The organism is Pseudomonas sp. HLG18 (assembly GCF_051903985.1).
In the GTDB taxonomy this organism is placed as follows: Bacteria; Pseudomonadota; Gammaproteobacteria; order Pseudomonadales; family Pseudomonadaceae; genus Aquipseudomonas; species Aquipseudomonas fluorescens_BT.
In genome coordinates this window covers 3,907,672-3,924,441 of record NZ_CP195831.1, presented here as the reverse complement: position 1 = coordinate 3,924,441, position 16,770 = coordinate 3,907,672, and the positions used below count along the sequence as shown (strand labels likewise).

Here is a 16,770-nt window from a genome sequence, read left to right as displayed (position 1 = left end):
TAGGAGCAGGCGTTGAGTGGAGAGCGGAACCCCTAGTTCATAGGGTTTAGAAGGAAGGTGTTCCATAGCCACGCCGACATTCTACGGAAGGTTTTCGCTTTTTGTCAGGTTGCTATGTCTTACACACGTAACAAGCTACTTCACCGCGCGTTAGGCACACATCATCAATGAAATCGAAGGCATCTCCCGCGTCACTTACGACGTGTCGAGCAAGCCGGCGGCGACGATTGAGTGGGAATGATCCCGCGACACCGGCTGCATTGATGCAAGGAGAAACCCTGGCTATGGCCAGGGTTTTTTTTCGTCTGTCGCCATGGACAGGTCAGTGGGGAAGGCGGCTTTGCAGTTGCAGCCCCATCTGTTTCAGTGCGTTGGATAACTGCTCGAGATTATCGTAGGGCACGCGGTGTACCGAGCCCCAGGACGGGCGATCAATGAAATAGCGCCCGTCCGCGAAGGTCTGGACAGGGGTTTGAACAAGCTCGCCGCTCACACTTCTGTGGAACAACCGATAGGCGCCTTGTGAACGTTCGAAAACATACATGCCCGAGCGATAAAGCAGTCGGTGTATTTGCAGTTCGCTTCGGCTGACCGGCGTCGCTTCCAATTGCAAAAGCACATCGACGTAATGCGTATCGACAGTACCGCCTTGTACCAGCGTCCCTGAATGTGGACCCCGTTCTATATCGATGCCCGGATCCAGAGAGACACGTTCCCCCAGTCCCGGATCGACCTCTTCAATCCGTAGACCAATACCGCCTTCCAGTTCGCTGATACCGGCAACGCCCCTGAACGTATTGGTGTTTTCCACCCCTGTCAGAACCACCCACTTACCCACGTCATTCAGGGTTTTGTCCATGAACATGATGTCGGCTGTCAGGTGATTGGTCATGATTTGCTCCTCAGGCAGTGTGAGCGAAACGGGCTTGTTGTAAGTCGCCGCGCAATCGGTCGCCTGGACTCGAATACCGTTTTCCCGGGCGCTCTTCACCAGTGCCAGTTCGTCGAACTGCTCTGCCGGATCGGTACCGAGTCGGCTCAGGTACTGCTGCAGGTCATCGGTCATGACGCCGGACTTGAAGTATGCATTCAGGTCAGCCTGGGCAAAGTCGCTGAGCAGTCGGCGCACATAAAGGGTCTTGACCCCTGCGCGCGCCAGAGCAGGCATGTTTTCAATGATCAGTCGCATGCTTGTGATACGACCCGGGGTTTCGCCGATAACCAGGCCGGACGCTTCCTCGAGTGCCTGCGCAACGAAGTCCGTGAAGGTCATTGAAGAGGTGATAGCGGGTATCGGCGGACGTGGCGGCAGGTTCGCCCAAGGAAGGTTCTTGTAGAAGCGTCTGGCGGAGATCTGAAGTGCCCGGGCTTTTTCGGCGAAATACAGCGCATAGCGGTTTGGAGCGACTAACCCGCCATCAGGGCCAATGCGCAATTGAATGTGGGTTTCGCGCAGTTGCAGGGCCCACCGCCTCAGTTCGAACTCATGCTGCGGGTCTACCGCGTATGGGGTCTTGAGCAGCCGGATGTTGTTCGAGGTCGATGGCTGCGGCTCGATGGGTGCAGGGTTGGATGGGGCAGGTGGTGTTGCGGACTGCTCTGGCTCTGCGGCCGAAGGCTCGCGCGCATCAAGCTCAAGTGCCACATCTAAAGTGCATTGCTTGCCCAGACACTGACCACCCCCCTTGAGTCCCAGTTGGGTCATACGCTCCCATAGGCCTTCGCTGTTCAAACGCACGGGTATTGCGTGGATCAGCTGGTTGGGTTTTACGGGATCAATGATTGCCCAGAATCCGCCGCCCTCTGAATCGTTGAAGTAACGGACGCAATAGGCCGTGTCGTTCATCAGGATGGCATGGGGCGGATAGGTGTTCAGCCTGTAGATTCCCTGGTATTTGCCTGGCTCGGTAACCGGATTCAGGCCCTCGAGTATTTCGTTGGATTGAAAGCGTTGCGGAATCTGTCCGGCTTGTGCGGTTTCGGAGGAGAGCGAGGGCTGCTCCTGCAGAACAGGCAGAATCTCGTTCGGTTCTTCTGGTTCCAGCTCCGCTGTTGTTTCGGTTTCTGCCAGTTCGTCTGCCTCGTAGATCTCTGGAGGCACGTCAAACTCGGCCAGTGCACCGAAGCCCTTGAGAAACGGAATGTTAAACAGCGCATCGATACCGCTGAAAATGGCCCCCAGGACACCTTCCTTGCGCTGCGCGGAGGTTTTGCCGTTGACGGCCTTGTCGATATTCAACCCCATGTTGGCGAGGCTGGCGCCAATCACCGGCAATGCGACGGGCCAGCCGACCATGGCCATCGGGCCGAAGACTTTCAGTCCAGCGCTCAGATAGCCGATCCAGAGTTTCTTGCGCAGATCACCGTTCGAGATCAGGGAAAGATCTGCTTCGTCGAACATCGCGTTGTGGGTGCAGTCACGCAGCCAGCTGAATGCATCTACCGTGACGGTGTGATCGTTGCGGTTGATCAGATGATGATCCGAATGCCCCCAGGTGCTGACCAATCGGTTCATCAGGTCGCTGATGTGTTCGCTCATCCAGTGCCGGTCTGCCAGCGAGAAATGGTTGAGAAACAGTTCGCGCGGCGCTTTCTCGTTCAACTGTTGCAAGGCCCACCAGTGCATGTCAGTGGGAGTGTCCAGCACATGAAATGGCTGGTTGTCGCCGGGCACGTAAAGGATCTGCCGGCCTGACGAGTCGATGATGCGCAGGATATCGGTGGCCGTACGACCGTCGATATCCAGCGCGCAAACCCTCAGGCCATGGCCGGGGATGAACTCGGTTTGCAGACTGTGCAGGCTCACAGGCCAGGTCAGCGGGCCGATGACCGCGCTGATTGCCGTCTGGAAGTCCTCGTCGTTCAGGTGGCCGAGCTCCCGGGCTTCAACGGCTTTGCCGAGGAAGTTGCATTTGGCCAGCGTGCGGAATTGGCTGGAGTGCTGGTCCCAGAACGAGTGCAGCTCGTTGCGGTAACGCTCGCTGAAGTTGATGTTCCAGAAGTCGTTGAGTACCTCGTTACCGTGCAGCCGGACTTCGTTGGTTGCATCGAAGTTTTCGGTGTCCGGCCCTGCGCTGTAAAACCCGCCGTATACGTCGAGCAAGTCGGCGTTGTCCTGATCCGTGGCGCGGAACCGGTGTATCACCAATTGCGTCAGGGTCAGGCTTTCATAGGGCTTCTCACCATAATGCTGCCAACCGGTGAATGATATGGACTGACTCTGAGCTGTTCTGAATCGATGGTAATAGACGTGATCGGGGTCGAGACCGGTAATGCCATGTCTGGCGAGCACTTCGATGGCAACCTGACGGGCCGTATCGTTCAGGCTCGGACACGCCGTGACCACCTGTGTGGCCATGACCTGAAGTGCAGCTCTGTCGGTGTCGTTGGGCAGCGGGCGTTGTTCTGTTGGGTTCATTCGCTCTATTCCTTGAGAGAGAGGAGGGAAGGGTGATCCACTCGCTCAAGGGACGTGCGGTACATGATTACCGCCCGATATTGTCCCGGATGTGCGGCCATCCGCCGCTCCGCCCTTACCGTTTCGCAGGCGCAGGTGTATCGTATTCGCCTTTTGCGGGCACCCAGGCCTGCGGCAGATACGTGAGGTAGTTGTGTCCAAATCCTTTACCCGTCGACAGATACTCGGTGGTCTGGCCGGTCTTGCAGTGGTTGGTGCGGGAGCCGGTGGTGCGACGCGTTACTGGTTGGGCAAGGTGGCGGATGCCAACGCGGGGCACGACTACGAGCTGATCGCTGCACCGCTGGACGTAGAACTTGTGCCAGGCCACAAGACCCAGGCCTGGGCGTTCGGCCCGTCGGCGCCGGGCACTGAATTGCGCGTGCGTCAGGGCGAGTGGCTGCGGGTGCGGTTCATCAACCATCTGCCGGTCGCAACGACCATTCACTGGCACGGCATTCGCCTGCCGCTGGAAATGGACGGCGTGCCTTACGTATCGCAACTGCCGGTACTGCCAGGCGAATACTTCGATTACAAATTCCGCGTGCCGGACGCCGGCAGCTACTGGTATCACCCGCACGTCAGCAGCAGCGAAGAACTCGGTCGCGGCCTGGTCGGGCCGTTGATTGTCGAGGAGCGCGAGCCGACCGGGTTCAAGTACGAAAAGACCCTGAGCCTGAAAAACTGGCATATCGACGACGAGGGCAACTTCGTCGAGTTCAGCATTCCACGCGAAGCGGCCCGTGGCGGTACGGCGGGGCGGTTGTCGACCATCAACGGCGTGCCTTCGCCGGTCATCGAGTTGCCGGCGGGCCAGATCACTCGCGTACGCCTGCTCAACCTCGACAACACCCTGACCTATCGCATCAACATTCCCGGCGTCGAAGCGCAGATCTATGCGCTGGACGGCAACCCGGTCGAGCCGCGCCCGTTGGGCAAGGAATACTGGCTCGGCCCGGGCATGCGCATCTGCCTGGCGATCAAGGCACCGCCGGCCGGTGAGGAACTGTCGCTGCGCAACGGCCCGGTTCGCCTCGGTACTTTACGTTCGGTGGCCAACAATGAGGCGCCGACCGACTGGCCGAAAGCACTGCCGGCCAACCCGGTGGCCGAGCCGGACCTGGCCAATGCCGAGAAACTCAACTTCAATTTCGAATGGGTCGGTTCGGTGTCGGTGAATGTCGACAACGGCAAGCCGCCGAGCCTGTGGCAGATCAACGGCAAGGCCTGGGACATCACCGACAAGACCTGCGCCGACCGGCCGATCGCCAGCCTGAAACTGGGCCAGAGTTATATCTTCGAACTCAAGAACATGACCCAGTACCAGCACCCGATCCACCTGCACGGCATGAGCTTCAAGGTGATTGCATCGAATCGGCACAAGATCGTGCCGTACTTCACCGACACTTATCTGCTGGGCAAGAACGAGCGCGCGCAAGTGGCGCTGGTGGCGGATAACCCGGGGGTATGGATGTTCCACTGTCACGTGATCGACCACATGGAAACCGGCCTGATGGCCGCCATCGAGGTGAAGTGATGCGCCAGATTCGCCCCGCGGCGATCATCGACCGCAGCCGTGATCGCGACTTCATGCGCGAAGCCCTGACATTGGCGGCGCAAGGCGCAGCCCTCGGCGAGGTGCCGGTAGGCGCGGTGCTGGTGCAGGACGGCGAGATCATCGGTCGCGGCTTCAATTGCCCGATCAGTACCAGCGACCCCAGTGCCCACGCGGAAATGGTCGCGATCCGTGCGGCGGCGCAGGCGGTGGATAACTATCGTCTGCCGGGCAGCACGCTGTATGTGACGCTGGAGCCGTGCAGCATGTGCGCCGGGCTGATCGTGCATTCGCGGGTTGCTCGCGTGGTGTACGGCGCGCTGGAGCCCAAGGCTGGAATTGTGCAGAGTCAGGGGCAGTTCTTCACTCAGGGTTTTCTCAACCATCGAGTGTTGTATGAAGGCGGGGTGTTGGCGCAGGAGTGTGGGGCGGTGTTGACCGAGTTCTTCAGGGCGAGACGCGCCAAACCCACTGAATAAAAACAAAACAAATGTGGGAGCGGGCTTGCTCGCGAAGAGGGAGTGTCAGTCGACATTGATGTACCTTACACACCGCCTTCGCGAGCAAGCCCGCTCCCACAGGGGATCTCCTTTTTCTGGAGATCGGGGTTATTTCTTCGCGACAATCACCGCGCGCATCGGCGCCGGCAGCCCTTCGATCGTCTTGCTGTGATCTTCCGGATCCAGGAAGTCGCTCAACGACTGATACTTCATCCATTCAGTCCCGCGCTGTTCTTCAACAGTGGTGGTGCTCACATCCACGCATTTCACATCCGTGAAACCCGCACGACGCAGCCACAGCTCCAGCGCCGGCACAGACGGCAGGAACCACACGTTACGCATCTGCGCATAACGGTCTTCCGGCACCAGCACTTGGTGCTTGTCACCCTCGACCACCAGCGTCTCCAGCACCAGCTCGCCACCCTTCACCAGGCAATCCTTGAGCGCCAGCAAATGCTCGATCGGCGAGCGACGGTGGTAGAACACACCCATGGAAAACACCGTGTCGAAACCTTCCAGATTCGGCGGCAGGTCTTCGAACGGGAACGGCAGGTGCCAGGCATTCGGCTCTGACAGATAACGCTGCACTGCCTGAAACTGGCAGAAGAACAGCCAGTTCGGATCGACGCCGATCACGCTGTCGGCGCCGGCACCGAGCATGCGCCACATGTAGTAACCGTTGCCGCAACCGACATCGAGAATGCGTTTGCCCTTCAGGTCCAGATGCGGAGCGACCCGCGACCACTTCCAGTCCGAACGCCATTCGGTGTCGACGTGCACGCCGAACAGATCGAACGGCCCCTTGCGCCACGGCGACAGACCCATCAGCGCGGTGCGCATTTGTGCGCGGGTTTCGTCGTCGCAATCGGTGTCGAGTTTCAGGCCGTCGAGCAGGTCGACTTCAGTCGGCTGGATCTTCGGCAAGGCGTCCAGCGCACTTTGCCAGCGCTCCAGATCGCCGTGACCCTTCTCCATTTTCTTGTCGAGCTGCACTTGCAGGGTGTTGGCCCATTCGGCTAGCGGCGTGCCGGCCAGACGGCGGGCGAGGGGGGACAGATCAATCATGGCAAGGCAATCAACGAGGCAAAGTTAAGACACTGGAACCATGGCACGACTTTCGAGAACCCGGCGGCCAGCAGGCGTTCGCGGTGTTCTTCGAGGCTGTCGGGCTTCATGACGTTTTCGATGGCGCTGCGCTTCTGGGCGATTTCCAGTTCGCTGTAACCGTTGGCGCGTTTGAACGCGACGTGCAGGTCGGTCAGCAGCGCGTGTTCTTCGGCATCGTTGAAGCGCAGCTTTTCCGACAGAATCAGTGCGCCGCCCGGCAGCAACGATTGGCGAATACGCGACAGCAGCGCCGTGCGCTGCTCCGGGGCGATGAATTGCAGAGTGAAGTTCAGCGCCACCACCGAGGCCTGTTTGAAATCGAGGGCGAGGATGTCGCCTTCGATCACCTCGACCGGCAGCAACTCCTGGAACATTGAATCCTGACCGTTGAGGTATTCACGGCAGCGCTCGACCATCGCTGCCGAGTTATCCACCGCGATCACCCGGCAACCGTCGGTGCGCACGTGGCGGCGCAGGGCCTGGGTCACGGCACCGAGGGATGAACCGAGGTCGTAGAGCACGCTGTTCGGTTGAGCGAACTGCGCCGCCAGCACACCGAGGTTTTCGACGATGGTCGGGTAACCCGGCACCGAACGCTTGATCATGTCCGGGAACACCCGCACCACGTCTTCGTTGAAGGCGAAGTCAGGCACCTGGGCCATCGGCTGGGCGAAAATGCGATCGGGTTCTTTGCTCACGGCGGTTCCGGCGGTGTCGATGAAAAGGCCGGCATTTTAGCCAAACTGGCGCGCAGATGCGCGGGTTGTCTGATAAACCGCTGGTTCAAAGCTCCGGACGTTTGCTCTGTGAAAACGCCGACGCCGCAATCCCCCACTGCCCCAGCCAGTAACTGAGAATGATGATGTAGGGCGCTGCATTGAACGGTGAGACAAACCGGTTGATGCCGATCACGCTGTCGGAAAACACGAACGCCACTGCGCCGCCCGCCGCCAGCAGTGCCGAACGTTGCGGTACGTCGCTGCCGAGGCGGGCGAGAGCGCGCCAGAGCATGGCGCTGATGGCTGTGCCGTAGACGATCACTGGCACGGTCAACGGGCCGAGTCCGCTGCCGATCAATATGCCCAACAGCACGGCGCCGACGCTGAGTGCCAGGATCAGCGGCAGCAGAGCCAAGCGCCGGCAATCGCTGAGGTAAGCCTTTAGATACGCCAGATGCGCGACCAGAAATGCGCCCAGGCCAAACACGAACAAATCCCCCGGCCACGCCAGCAACACATCGCCGATCAACGAGAAAATCAGACCGAGGCTGATCCAGCGGCGATAGTCACTGGGCGGCGCATCGTGCAGCCAGCCAAGCAAGGCCAACACCGGCAGCGGTTTGACCAGCAGACAAAGCAACGCCGCATGGGTGCTGACGCCATAGAGGAAGGTCACGGCGCCCATCAGTGCGAGGATCAGCCAGCCCACGGTCAGTTCACCGAAATGGCGCAGTCAAAGGTTTCCACCGGCAACACTTCCGGTGCCCACGGTTGCTGCGAGGTCAGACGCAGGCGCCCGGTGCCGGTGGCGAAAGCCTGGAAGCGCCAGGTCGAGAGACCGGCTGCGCCGACCACACCGGCATCTTCCGGATTGCTGTAGACCTCGGGGCTGAGGGCGCGCAATACGCCGCCGGCAGAATCCTGGATGGCCCAGCGGTAACCGGTAGTCGGGTTGCTCGGAAGCATGACGATCAGGTTTTGCCCGTTGGTCAGCCGTACCGGACATTCGCTCTGTTTTTCCACGGTCACGTTGTGTTTCGGTTGCGTGGCGCAGGCGGCCAGCAGGGCGAAGGACAGGGGGACAAACAGGCGAGTGGGGGACATGGATTCAGTGGCTCCGGTGTTGGCGACGAACGGCGAGCATAACTGAAGATGAGACAAAGTGTGACAACGCCACCCCTCACCCTAACCCTCTCCCAGAGGGAGAGGGGACTGACCGAGGTGTCTTTTGAGGTACATCGACCTGAAAGATCGAGTTGATTATGGATTCAGTGAAGAGCTTTCAGGTCGGCGTATCTCTTAAATATCCCCCACTCGGCTCCCTCTCCCTCCGGGAGAGGGCTGGGGTGAGGGGGTAGCGATGCCAGCCCCCCTCGATAGCTCAAGACGAAATCAGAAAAGCACCTTCGCTACATCCGAAAACTTCTTGGCGAAATGCACAGTGATGCCTTCCTTCAAGTAATTCGGCAGTTCCTCGAAGTTACCCCGGTTCGGTTCCGGCAGAATCAACTCGAAAATCTTCTGCCGCCGCGCTGCAATCACTTTTTCGCGCACCCCGCCAATCGGCAGTACATGCCCGGTGAGCGTCAGTTCGCCGGTCATCGCCACGCCTTTTTTCGGCGGCTGATTACGGGCGAGGGAGAGCAGGGCGCTGGCCATGGTCACGCCGGCGCTCGGGCCGTCTTTCGGCGTGGCGCCTTCCGGCACGTGCAGGTGGACGAACGCCTCGTCGAAGAATTTCGGATCGCCACCGAAGGATTTGAGGTGCGAACTGACGTAGCTGTAGGCGATCTCCGCCGACTCCTTCATGACATCGCCCAGTTGCCCGGTGAGTTTGAAACCACGGTTGAGCGTGTGAATGCGCGTAGCTTCGATCGGCAGGGTCGCGCCGCCCATGCTGGTCCAGGCAAGCCCCGTGATGACACCGGTGCCGGACAGCACTTGCTCGTTGCGAAACACCGGATGGCCGAGAGACGCTTCGAGGTCTTTCGGGCCGAGCTTGATCACGGCTTTCGGCTCGTCGATCAGCTTCATCACCGCTTTGCGCACCAGTTTGCCCATCTGTTTTTCCAGCTGGCGCACACCGGCTTCACGGGCGTAACCGTCGATCAGGGCCTTGAGCGCCGTGTCGCTGATGCTCAGGCTGCCCTTGGACACGCCGGCCTTTTCCAGCAGTTTCGGCCACAGGTGACGCTTGGCGATGGCAACTTTTTCTTCGGTGATGTAGCCCGACAGGCGAATCACTTCCATCCGGTCCAGCAACGGGCCGGGAATCGAATCCAGGGTGTTGGCGGTGCAGACGAACAGGACTTTCGACAGGTCCATCCGCAGGTCCAGATAGTGGTCGAGGAATTCGACGTTCTGTTCCGGATCAAGGGTTTCCAGCAGCGCCGAGGCCGGGTCGCCCTGGTAGCTCTGGCCCATCTTGTCGATTTCGTCGAGCATGATCACCGGGTTCATCACTTCGACGTCTTTCAACGCCTGCACCAGTTTGCCCGGCTGCGCGCCGATGTAGGTGCGGCGGTGGCCCTTGATCTCGGCCTCGTCGCGCATACCGCCTAGGCTGAAGCGGTAGAACGGCCGGCCGAGGGATTCGGCGATGGACTTGCCGACGCTGGTTTTACCCACGCCCGGCGGGCCCACCAGTAGCACGATGGAACCGCTGATCTCGCCTTTATAGGCGCCGACGGCGAGGAATTCGAGAATGCGGTCCTTGATGTCGTCGAGGCCGGCGTGGTGTTTGTCGAGCACCTTGCGCGCGTGCTTGAGGTCGAGTTTGTCCTCGCCATACACGCCCCACGGCACCGAGGTCGCCCAGTCGAGGTAGTTGCGGGTGACCGCGTACTCCGGCGATCCGGTTTCGAGGATCGACAGCTTGTTCATCTCTTCTTCAAGGCGCTTCTGCACTTGCGTCGGCAGGACCTTGCCCTCCAGGCGCTGCTCGAACTGTTCGAGGTCAGCGCTGCGGTCGTCCTTGGTCAGGCCGAGTTCCTGCTGGATGACCTTGAGCTGTTCTTTAAGGAAGAACTCGCGCTGATGCTCGCCGATCTTGCGGTTCACTTCGGCGGAGATTTCTTTTTGCAGGCGCGCGACTTCGACTTCCTTGCGCAGCATCGGCAGGACTTTTTCCATGCGCTTGAGCATTGGCACGCAGTCGAGCACTTCCTGCAGTTCATTCCCGGTCGCCGACGTGAGGGCGGCGGCAAAATCTGTCAGAGGCGACGGATCGTTGGGGCTGAAGCGGTTGAGGTAGTTCTTCAGCTCTTCGCTGTACAGCGGATTGAGCGGCAGCAGTTCCTTGATCGCGTTGATCAGCGCCATGCCGTAGGCCTTGACCTCGTCGGTCGGCTCGGTGGGCTGGTGCGGGTATTCGACTTCCACCAGGTACGGCGGGCGATGGTGTTTGAGCCAGGTCTTGATGCGTACGCGGCTCAGGCCCTGGGCGACGAATTGCAGTTTGCCGTTTTCGCGGCTGGCGTGATGCACCTTGACCAGGGTGCCGTATTGCGGCAACGCCTTGGTGTCGAAGTGGCGCGGGTCTTCCTGGGGCGTGTCCATGAAGAACAGGGCCAAGGAGTGGTGTTCGGATTTGCTGACCAGTTCGAGGGTTTCGGCCCAGGGTTCTTCGTTGACGATGACCGGCAGGACCTGGGCCGGGAAGAACGGGCGGTTGTGGATCGGGATGATGTAGACCTTGTCCGGCAGGTTCTGGCCGGGCAGGGCCAGGCCTTTGCCGGGGACGTGGTGTTCGATGTGTTCGGCGTCGGTTTCGGTGATGTCGTCGGGATTCTCGGGGAATTCTTGCTGGTCGCTCATGGGGCACCTGCGCAATGGGGTATGGGTCTTAGATGGGGCAGGGTTTTGGTGGTTTCAATGGGGTGGGGTGTTTCTGGTTGTGTGTTCAGGGTTTTGACAGGGTTTTGACAGGGTTTTGGGGGTTGGGCTTGGCGGCCTTTGGGCCGACCATGCTCTGGGTGTTTTGGGTGAATATCCGTTGCTTCGGGTGTTGCCGCTGGCGGTTTCGCCCTTACGGCGAGTCACTTTTTTCAAACGCCCGGAATGCCGGCCCAGAAAAAAGTAACCAAAAACGCTGGGCCCCGGCGTTCGGCACCTCGCTTTGGCTCGGTGTTCCTTCGCTCCGGGATTCATCCGGGGGCATCGCCTCCGGTTTGCTTCGCTGCACCTCCTCTCGATGTGTTCGACTTCGTCGAACGGTCGCTGCGCTCCCACCCCCGGATAAATCCCTCCACTCAGCCTGCCGACGGGGCCAGCACGTCAAAAGCGGTACTTGAGCTAACGCTCATCGTGTTGAGTGGTTAGAAGCAGATTGGTGGTGGTGGTGGTGGTGGTGGTGGTGGTGGTGGTGGTGGTGGTGGTGGTGGTGGTGGTGCGAGGAGGGAGCCGATTGGGGGCTCTAAAACCTGAGTTCGACTCGGTATCTCACGTCGGCGTACCTCTCCGAAACAACGCGGTCAGTTCCCTCTCCCTCCGGGGAGAGGGCTAGGGTGAGGGCAGCGTCCTGACTGACTCACCACAAGCCTGACTCCCGCAGAGATCTCATTAGCATTTACGCCGGATATCGACTGACCTCGACATTATCCAGCACCCGATTCACCGCCAGCTCGGCCAGCATGATGATTTGCTGAATGGCCAGGATTGTCCGCCGCTGCGGGAGGTCGATGTGTGAGGCGATGTCACTGGTCATGAGGCTGGCCTGTGCCAGTGATTCGCAGGCGTGGACCAGCAGGCTTTCGCTGTCCTGATCGGGTGCGACCTGGAACATGGTGCTGGGTTTATGGAAGCGCAGGGTGGTGGCGTTGGGTTTCAGGTAGTGGTCGAGCGCGCGTTCGGCGGCGTCGTGGAGTTTTTTGGAATCTGGCGATTCGTAGGGCGATGCGTCGTTTGATTCGGGGGGATTGGGTGTTGGTTTTTTCATGATGGAACTCCATTCGGGATGTGGAGTTCGCCGCTCACTGCGACCAAGCAATAGGGTGGCGAACCGTACGCAGGTTGGTCGACCAGGGAATGGATACCCGGCAGGGCCGTTAGCCCTCCCACGCACAGTTCGCCATTAAGCATGCTGAAAAGTGCGCCATTCTAAACCCGGACGACCAAGCCCGTTCGCTGAATTTGCAGCGACCCCCAAAGCCTATCCACCCCGTTTCCTAGGGACAACCGACGCGACATGTCAGAAACATCCCCTGCAAACACCCTGTCTGTAGGACATACACATCCCGTGTAGGAAAACGCAGCCCACAAAAAAAGGCGACGCCCCTCACAGGGCGTCGCCTTCTTTCTTACTGCCGTTACAACTTATTCCGGCAGTTTGTAAGCAATCACATAGTCACCCATCTTGGTGCCCAGCGAGCCGTGACCACCCACCACGAGCAGGACGTATTGCTTGCCGTCCTTGCCGGTGTAGGTCATCGGAGTCGCTTGACCACCCGCAGGCAGACGCGATTTCCACAGCTCTTTACCCGTGTTCACGTCGTAGGCGCGCAGGTACTGGTCCAGGGTGCCGCTGAGGAAGCCGACGCCGCCGGCAGTCACGATCGAGCCGCCCATGCTTGGCACGCCCAGGGTGAAGCCGATCGGGATTGGCGAGCTGTCGCGGCTGGTGCCGTTTTTGCGTTTCCAGACGACTTTGCCGGTGGTCAGGTCGATACCGGCGACGTAGCCCCAGGCCGGGGCCTGGCAAGGTACGCCCAGTGGCGACATGAACGGGTGCATGATCACCGCGTATGGCGCGCCGGTGTTCGGTTGCACGCCAGCGGTTTCGCTCTCGCGTTTGCTGCCGGCCGCGACTTTTTCGCGAGGCACCATTTTCGAGACGAAGGCCATGTAGTTCGGGCTGGTGAACAGCATCTGGCGAACCGGGTCGACCGAGACGCCGCCCCAGTTGAACACGCCGACGTTACCCGGATAGATCAGGCTGCCCTGTTCCGACGGAGGCGTGTATTGGCCTTCGTAGCGCAGTTCCTTGAACTGGATGCGGCACAGCATCTGGTCGAACGGGCTGGCGCCCCACATGGCTTTTTCGGTCAGTTCCGGGGCCAGCAGGTTCAGGTCCGAACGGGCCTGGGTCGGTGCGGTGTGGTCGCCTTTCACGGCGCCTTGCGGAACCGGGATCTCGCGGATCGGGATGATCGGCGTGCCGTCGCGACGGTCGAGGACGTACAGGCTGCCCTGTTTGGTCGGGGCGATCAGCGCAGGTTTGATGCCGTCGGCGGTTTTCATGTCCAGCAGGGTTGGCTGGCTGCCGACGTCCATGTCCCACAGGTCGTGGTGGGTGAACTGGTAGTTCCAGCGCACTTTACCGGTGGCCAGGTCCAGCGCGACGATGCCGGCGCTGAATTTCTCGGCGCCTGGAGTGCGGTCGGCGCCCCATTGGTCCGGTGTCTGGTTGCCCAGTGGCAGGAAGACCATGCCGAGTTTTTCATCGACGCTGGCCAGCGACCACATGTTGGCCGAGTTGCGGCTGTAGGTCTGGCCTGGAGCCAAGGGTTCGGTGGCGTCCGGGTTGTTGCTGTCCCAGTTCCATACCAGATGACCGTCGCGCACGTCGTAGGCGCGGATCACGCCGGACGGCTCGTTGGTCGATTCGTTATCGGTAACGTGACCGCCCATGATCACCAGATCGCGAGTGATCGCGGCTGGCGAGGTGGAGTAGTAGCCACCCGGGGTGAACGGGCCGATGCCTTGGGTCAGATCGACCACGCCTTTGTTGCCGAAGCCTTCGCAGATTTTGCCGGTGTCGGCGTTCAGTGCGATCAGGCGAGCATCGGCGGTTGGCAGGTACAGGCGACGCGGGCACGCCTGGGCGACGGCTTTGCCGGCCTCGGAGATGACGGCGGACGCAGCGTTTTCAGACTTGGCGTAAGCGGCTTCGTCGTAGTACGACACGCCACGGCAGGTCATGTGGGCGAAGCCCTTGAAGCCGACCGGGCTCTTGATCTGCGGGTCGAAGCGCCACAGTTCCTTGCCGGTGTCCGGGTCCAGCGCCAGCACTTTGCTGTGGGCGGTGCAGGCGTAGAGCATGCCGTTGGCTTTGAGCGGGGTGTTTTCGTTGGTCAGCTCCACCGGGTCATCAGCAGTCGGCAGATCGCCGGTCTGGATGCGCCAGGCTTCTTGCAGCTTGCCGACGTTGGCCGGAGTGATCTGCTTGAGTGGCGAGTAACGGTCACCGAATTCGGTGCGGCCATAGGCCTGCCAGTCGCCGTCCGGCATTTGCGGGGCGGTGCTGGTGGTGTCGGCGGTGTCGCGACCCAGTTCGCCAAAGGTTTCGCCCGGGTGGGTGAACAGGCTGGCCAGGGCGGTGACGCCGGCCAGAATCACGGCCACGGTCAGGCCGCCGGTGCCCATCGGCGCCGGGCCTGCGAGCAGCAGCGGACGACGGAACCATGGCAGCAGCATCACGAAGCCGAGGACGAACCACAGCGCCAGACGCGGCACCAGTTGCCACCAGTCCAGACCGACTTCCCACAGCGCCCAGACGGTGCTGGCAAACAGCACGATGGCGTACAGGCCCAGTGCCGCGCGACGGCGCATCAGCAGCAGAATGCCGGTCAGCGTGATGCCGATACCGGCCAGCAGGTAGTACAGCGAGCCGCCGAGCGTGCTCAGCTTGATTCCCCCGGCCAGCATGGCCAGGCCCATCAGTAGAAGCAGAATGCCGAGCAGGCTCGGAAGCAGACGGCCTCGACTCGAAGCACTTTCGGTGCTCATAGTGTGGTTCTCCGTGACGTTTCAAGTAGTCCCGCGCTGTAGTCACTGTAGATGACGATTGGGCGCGGGCATGGTTCAGATAAAAACTTGTGTAGCTATCGAATTTCCTGTGCAGGACTGAGTCGCCTGGAGGCGGCTCAGTCCTGCATGGGATTAGAACGACGACTGAATCTTGATCCCGCCGATCAGCGCGTCATCGACCTTGTCCACACCGCCCGGATGGCGGATGTATTGCAGGTTCGGGCGCACGGTCAGCCAGTTCGTGACGTGCACGCCGTAATAGAGTTCAGCGCTGTATTCGGTGTCCTGCGGTGGCAGGAAGGACGGATCGTCGTAGTCATAGACGGCACGGGCCTGGTTGGTCGCTTCGGCGTTCTTGCGGTAGGCCGGGTTGACGTGGACGCGGGCCAGGGCGAAACCGATGTCGTCTTTTGCGCGGGCGTCGAACAGGCCTTTGTAGACCACGCCGGCCTGGACGTAGTTGTCGATGGCGTTGGTCTTCTTGTCGTGCATCGTGCCGTTGGCAAACACGCTCAAGCCGCGGGAATTGTCGCTGGCGACGCTGGTGATCTGCTGCTGCACACCGAGCCACACGCCGTGTTTGCTCGAAGCGCTGCGATAGGCCTCGCCGCTCAGGGCCGCCGGCTGGCCGTTGCTGTCTTTATAGGCGTCGGTGGCCTTGGCGTTGCTGTAGTAGTAACCGGCGCGGTATTCGCCCGGCAGGCCGTTGAGCTTCGGTTTCCACACCAGTTCGATCGGCAGGATCGCGCCCTGGGTGCCGCTGCCGCTGAGCTTGAAGCCGTTGCCGCGGTCAAGGTTCGACGGGTTCTGCTCGTAGGCGCCGATTTGCGCGTACAACTCTGGCGTCAGGTGATATTTGACGCGCAGCGCCCATTGGCTGACCGGCCAGTTGTACCAGATGCCGCCGACCCAGTTGCCGACCTGCGAGCCGCAGAACGCCAGGTTCTGGAAGTCGCACGGGAAGCTGTTGAAGTCTTCACCTTCGCCGAAGCGGCCGACCTTGATGTCGAGCTTCTGATCAAAGAATTTCTGCTGGTACCACATCTGCGTCAGGCGCGTGGTCTGGCCACGACCCCAGACTTCCTGGGCGGAAGTGAAACCGCCGACGCGCGGGTCGTTGATGCGGTCGTTGCTGATGTTGTTGCCACTGCGTTTGGTCACGGTCAGCTGGAATTCGGCATCGTTCCAGCCCAGCAGTTTTTGCAGGTCCAGATGCGTGCCGAGGCCCCATTGATCGCTGTAACGCGCGGTGCGGTCGTGATCGTAGCCGCCGTGCAGATTGCTGCCCATCTCGCCGGTGTAGTCGAGCTTGAAGTCGATACCTTTTGCCGCGAGTTCGCTGCGGGTGCCGTTCCAGTCACCGAGCATCCACGGGGATTCACTGTCGAAGGCCGGGGCGGCCTGGGTGCAGGTGGCGAGGCCAAGAGCGGTGCAGCCGCCGAGCAGGCGCAGCGTGGAGATAGCGCTGTCTCGGGAGAACGGAAAATCGGGCATGAATAGGGTCTTTCTTGATCTTTTTGGGGGATAAGCTGGCCGCTACGATTTGACGCAGGCAGTGAAGCGGTTCAGCAGAAGGGCGGCAGGATAATGTCCCGTTACAAAAACACAAAGTGCTTTTGCAGACATGAACCCTTTCGGATTCGGTAACAGTGCGGCAATACAGCGCATTGCGGGCGTTGGCGCAGG

11 protein-coding genes and 1 pseudogene are annotated in these 16,770 nt (G+C 60.6%); 3 read left to right on the top strand and 9 right to left on the bottom strand.

Annotation, left to right across the window (positions count from 1 at the left end):
- Nucleotides 1-160 precede the first annotated feature (160 nt).
- Nucleotides 161-241 (top strand): annotated as a pseudogene (locus ACSPX5_RS17985) (hypothetical protein); the annotation flags it as partial.
- 81 nt (nt 242-322) lie between these two features.
- Here ACSPX5_RS17985 and ACSPX5_RS17980 read toward each other — a convergent pair.
- Nucleotides 323-3,418 carry a membrane-targeted effector domain-containing toxin gene (locus ACSPX5_RS17980; RefSeq protein WP_439820016.1) on the bottom strand — a complete coding sequence of 1,032 codons (3,096 nt, stop codon included), beginning with the start codon at nt 3,416-3,418 and terminating at the stop codon, nt 323-325.
- Nucleotides 3,419-3,611: 193 nt separating this feature from the next.
- Between ACSPX5_RS17980 and ACSPX5_RS17975 the strand changes: the two genes are divergently transcribed.
- Both ACSPX5_RS17975 and tadA read left to right on the top strand, forming a co-directional pair.
- Nucleotides 3,612-4,994 carry a multicopper oxidase family protein gene (locus tag ACSPX5_RS17975; protein ID WP_439820015.1) on the top strand — a complete coding sequence of 461 codons (1,383 nt, stop codon included), beginning with the start codon at nt 3,612-3,614 and terminating at the stop codon, nt 4,992-4,994.
- Nucleotides 4,994-5,491 (top strand): tRNA adenosine(34) deaminase TadA, encoded by a 498-nt coding sequence (gene tadA / locus ACSPX5_RS17970; protein ID WP_207867149.1) that lies wholly within the window; start codon nt 4,994-4,996, stop codon nt 5,489-5,491. Before ACSPX5_RS17975 ends, tadA begins: the two co-directional genes overlap by 1 nt.
- 129 nt (nt 5,492-5,620) lie before the next feature.
- On the opposite strand, the gene cmoB is transcribed toward tadA, so the two are convergent.
- The 8 genes from cmoB to ACSPX5_RS17930 form a co-directional block, all read right to left on the bottom strand.
- Nucleotides 5,621-6,577, bottom strand: coding sequence for a tRNA 5-methoxyuridine(34)/uridine 5-oxyacetic acid(34) synthase CmoB (cmoB, locus tag ACSPX5_RS17965; RefSeq protein ID WP_007956659.1), 957 nt, complete (start codon nt 6,575-6,577; stop codon nt 5,621-5,623).
- Nucleotides 6,574-7,281, bottom strand: coding sequence for a carboxy-S-adenosyl-L-methionine synthase CmoA (gene cmoA, locus ACSPX5_RS17960; RefSeq protein WP_439822042.1), 708 nt, complete (start codon nt 7,279-7,281; stop codon nt 6,574-6,576). The genes cmoB and cmoA overlap by 4 nt, the downstream gene beginning before the upstream one ends.
- Nucleotides 7,282-7,402: 121 nt before the next feature.
- Nucleotides 7,403-8,047: a lysoplasmalogenase gene (locus ACSPX5_RS17955; RefSeq protein WP_169431762.1), complete on the bottom strand. Its 645-nt coding sequence runs from the start codon at nt 8,045-8,047 to the stop codon at nt 7,403-7,405.
- Nucleotides 8,048-8,049: 2 nt separating this feature from the next.
- Nucleotides 8,050-8,442, bottom strand: coding sequence for a protease inhibitor I42 family protein (locus ACSPX5_RS17950; protein ID WP_169431761.1), 393 nt, complete (start codon nt 8,440-8,442; stop codon nt 8,050-8,052).
- 288 nt (nt 8,443-8,730) lie between these two features.
- Complete coding sequence (gene lon, locus ACSPX5_RS17945; RefSeq protein ID WP_439820014.1) at nt 8,731-11,154, bottom strand: endopeptidase La; 2,424 nt, start codon at nt 11,152-11,154, stop codon at nt 8,731-8,733.
- Between the two features lie 751 nt (nt 11,155-11,905).
- Nucleotides 11,906-12,274, bottom strand: coding sequence for a DUF6124 family protein (locus ACSPX5_RS17940; protein WP_169431759.1), 369 nt, complete (start codon nt 12,272-12,274; stop codon nt 11,906-11,908).
- A gap of 377 nt (nt 12,275-12,651) precedes the next feature.
- Entirely contained in the window at nt 12,652-15,063 is a 2,412-nt protein-coding gene (locus ACSPX5_RS17935; protein ID WP_207868206.1) for a glucose/quinate/shikimate family membrane-bound PQQ-dependent dehydrogenase, read from the bottom strand.
- A 153-nt stretch (nt 15,064-15,216) separates the two neighbouring features.
- Nucleotides 15,217-16,578: a carbohydrate porin gene (locus ACSPX5_RS17930; RefSeq protein ID WP_207868208.1), complete on the bottom strand. Its 1,362-nt coding sequence runs from the start codon at nt 16,576-16,578 to the stop codon at nt 15,217-15,219.
- Nucleotides 16,579-16,770: the final 192 nt, after the last annotated feature.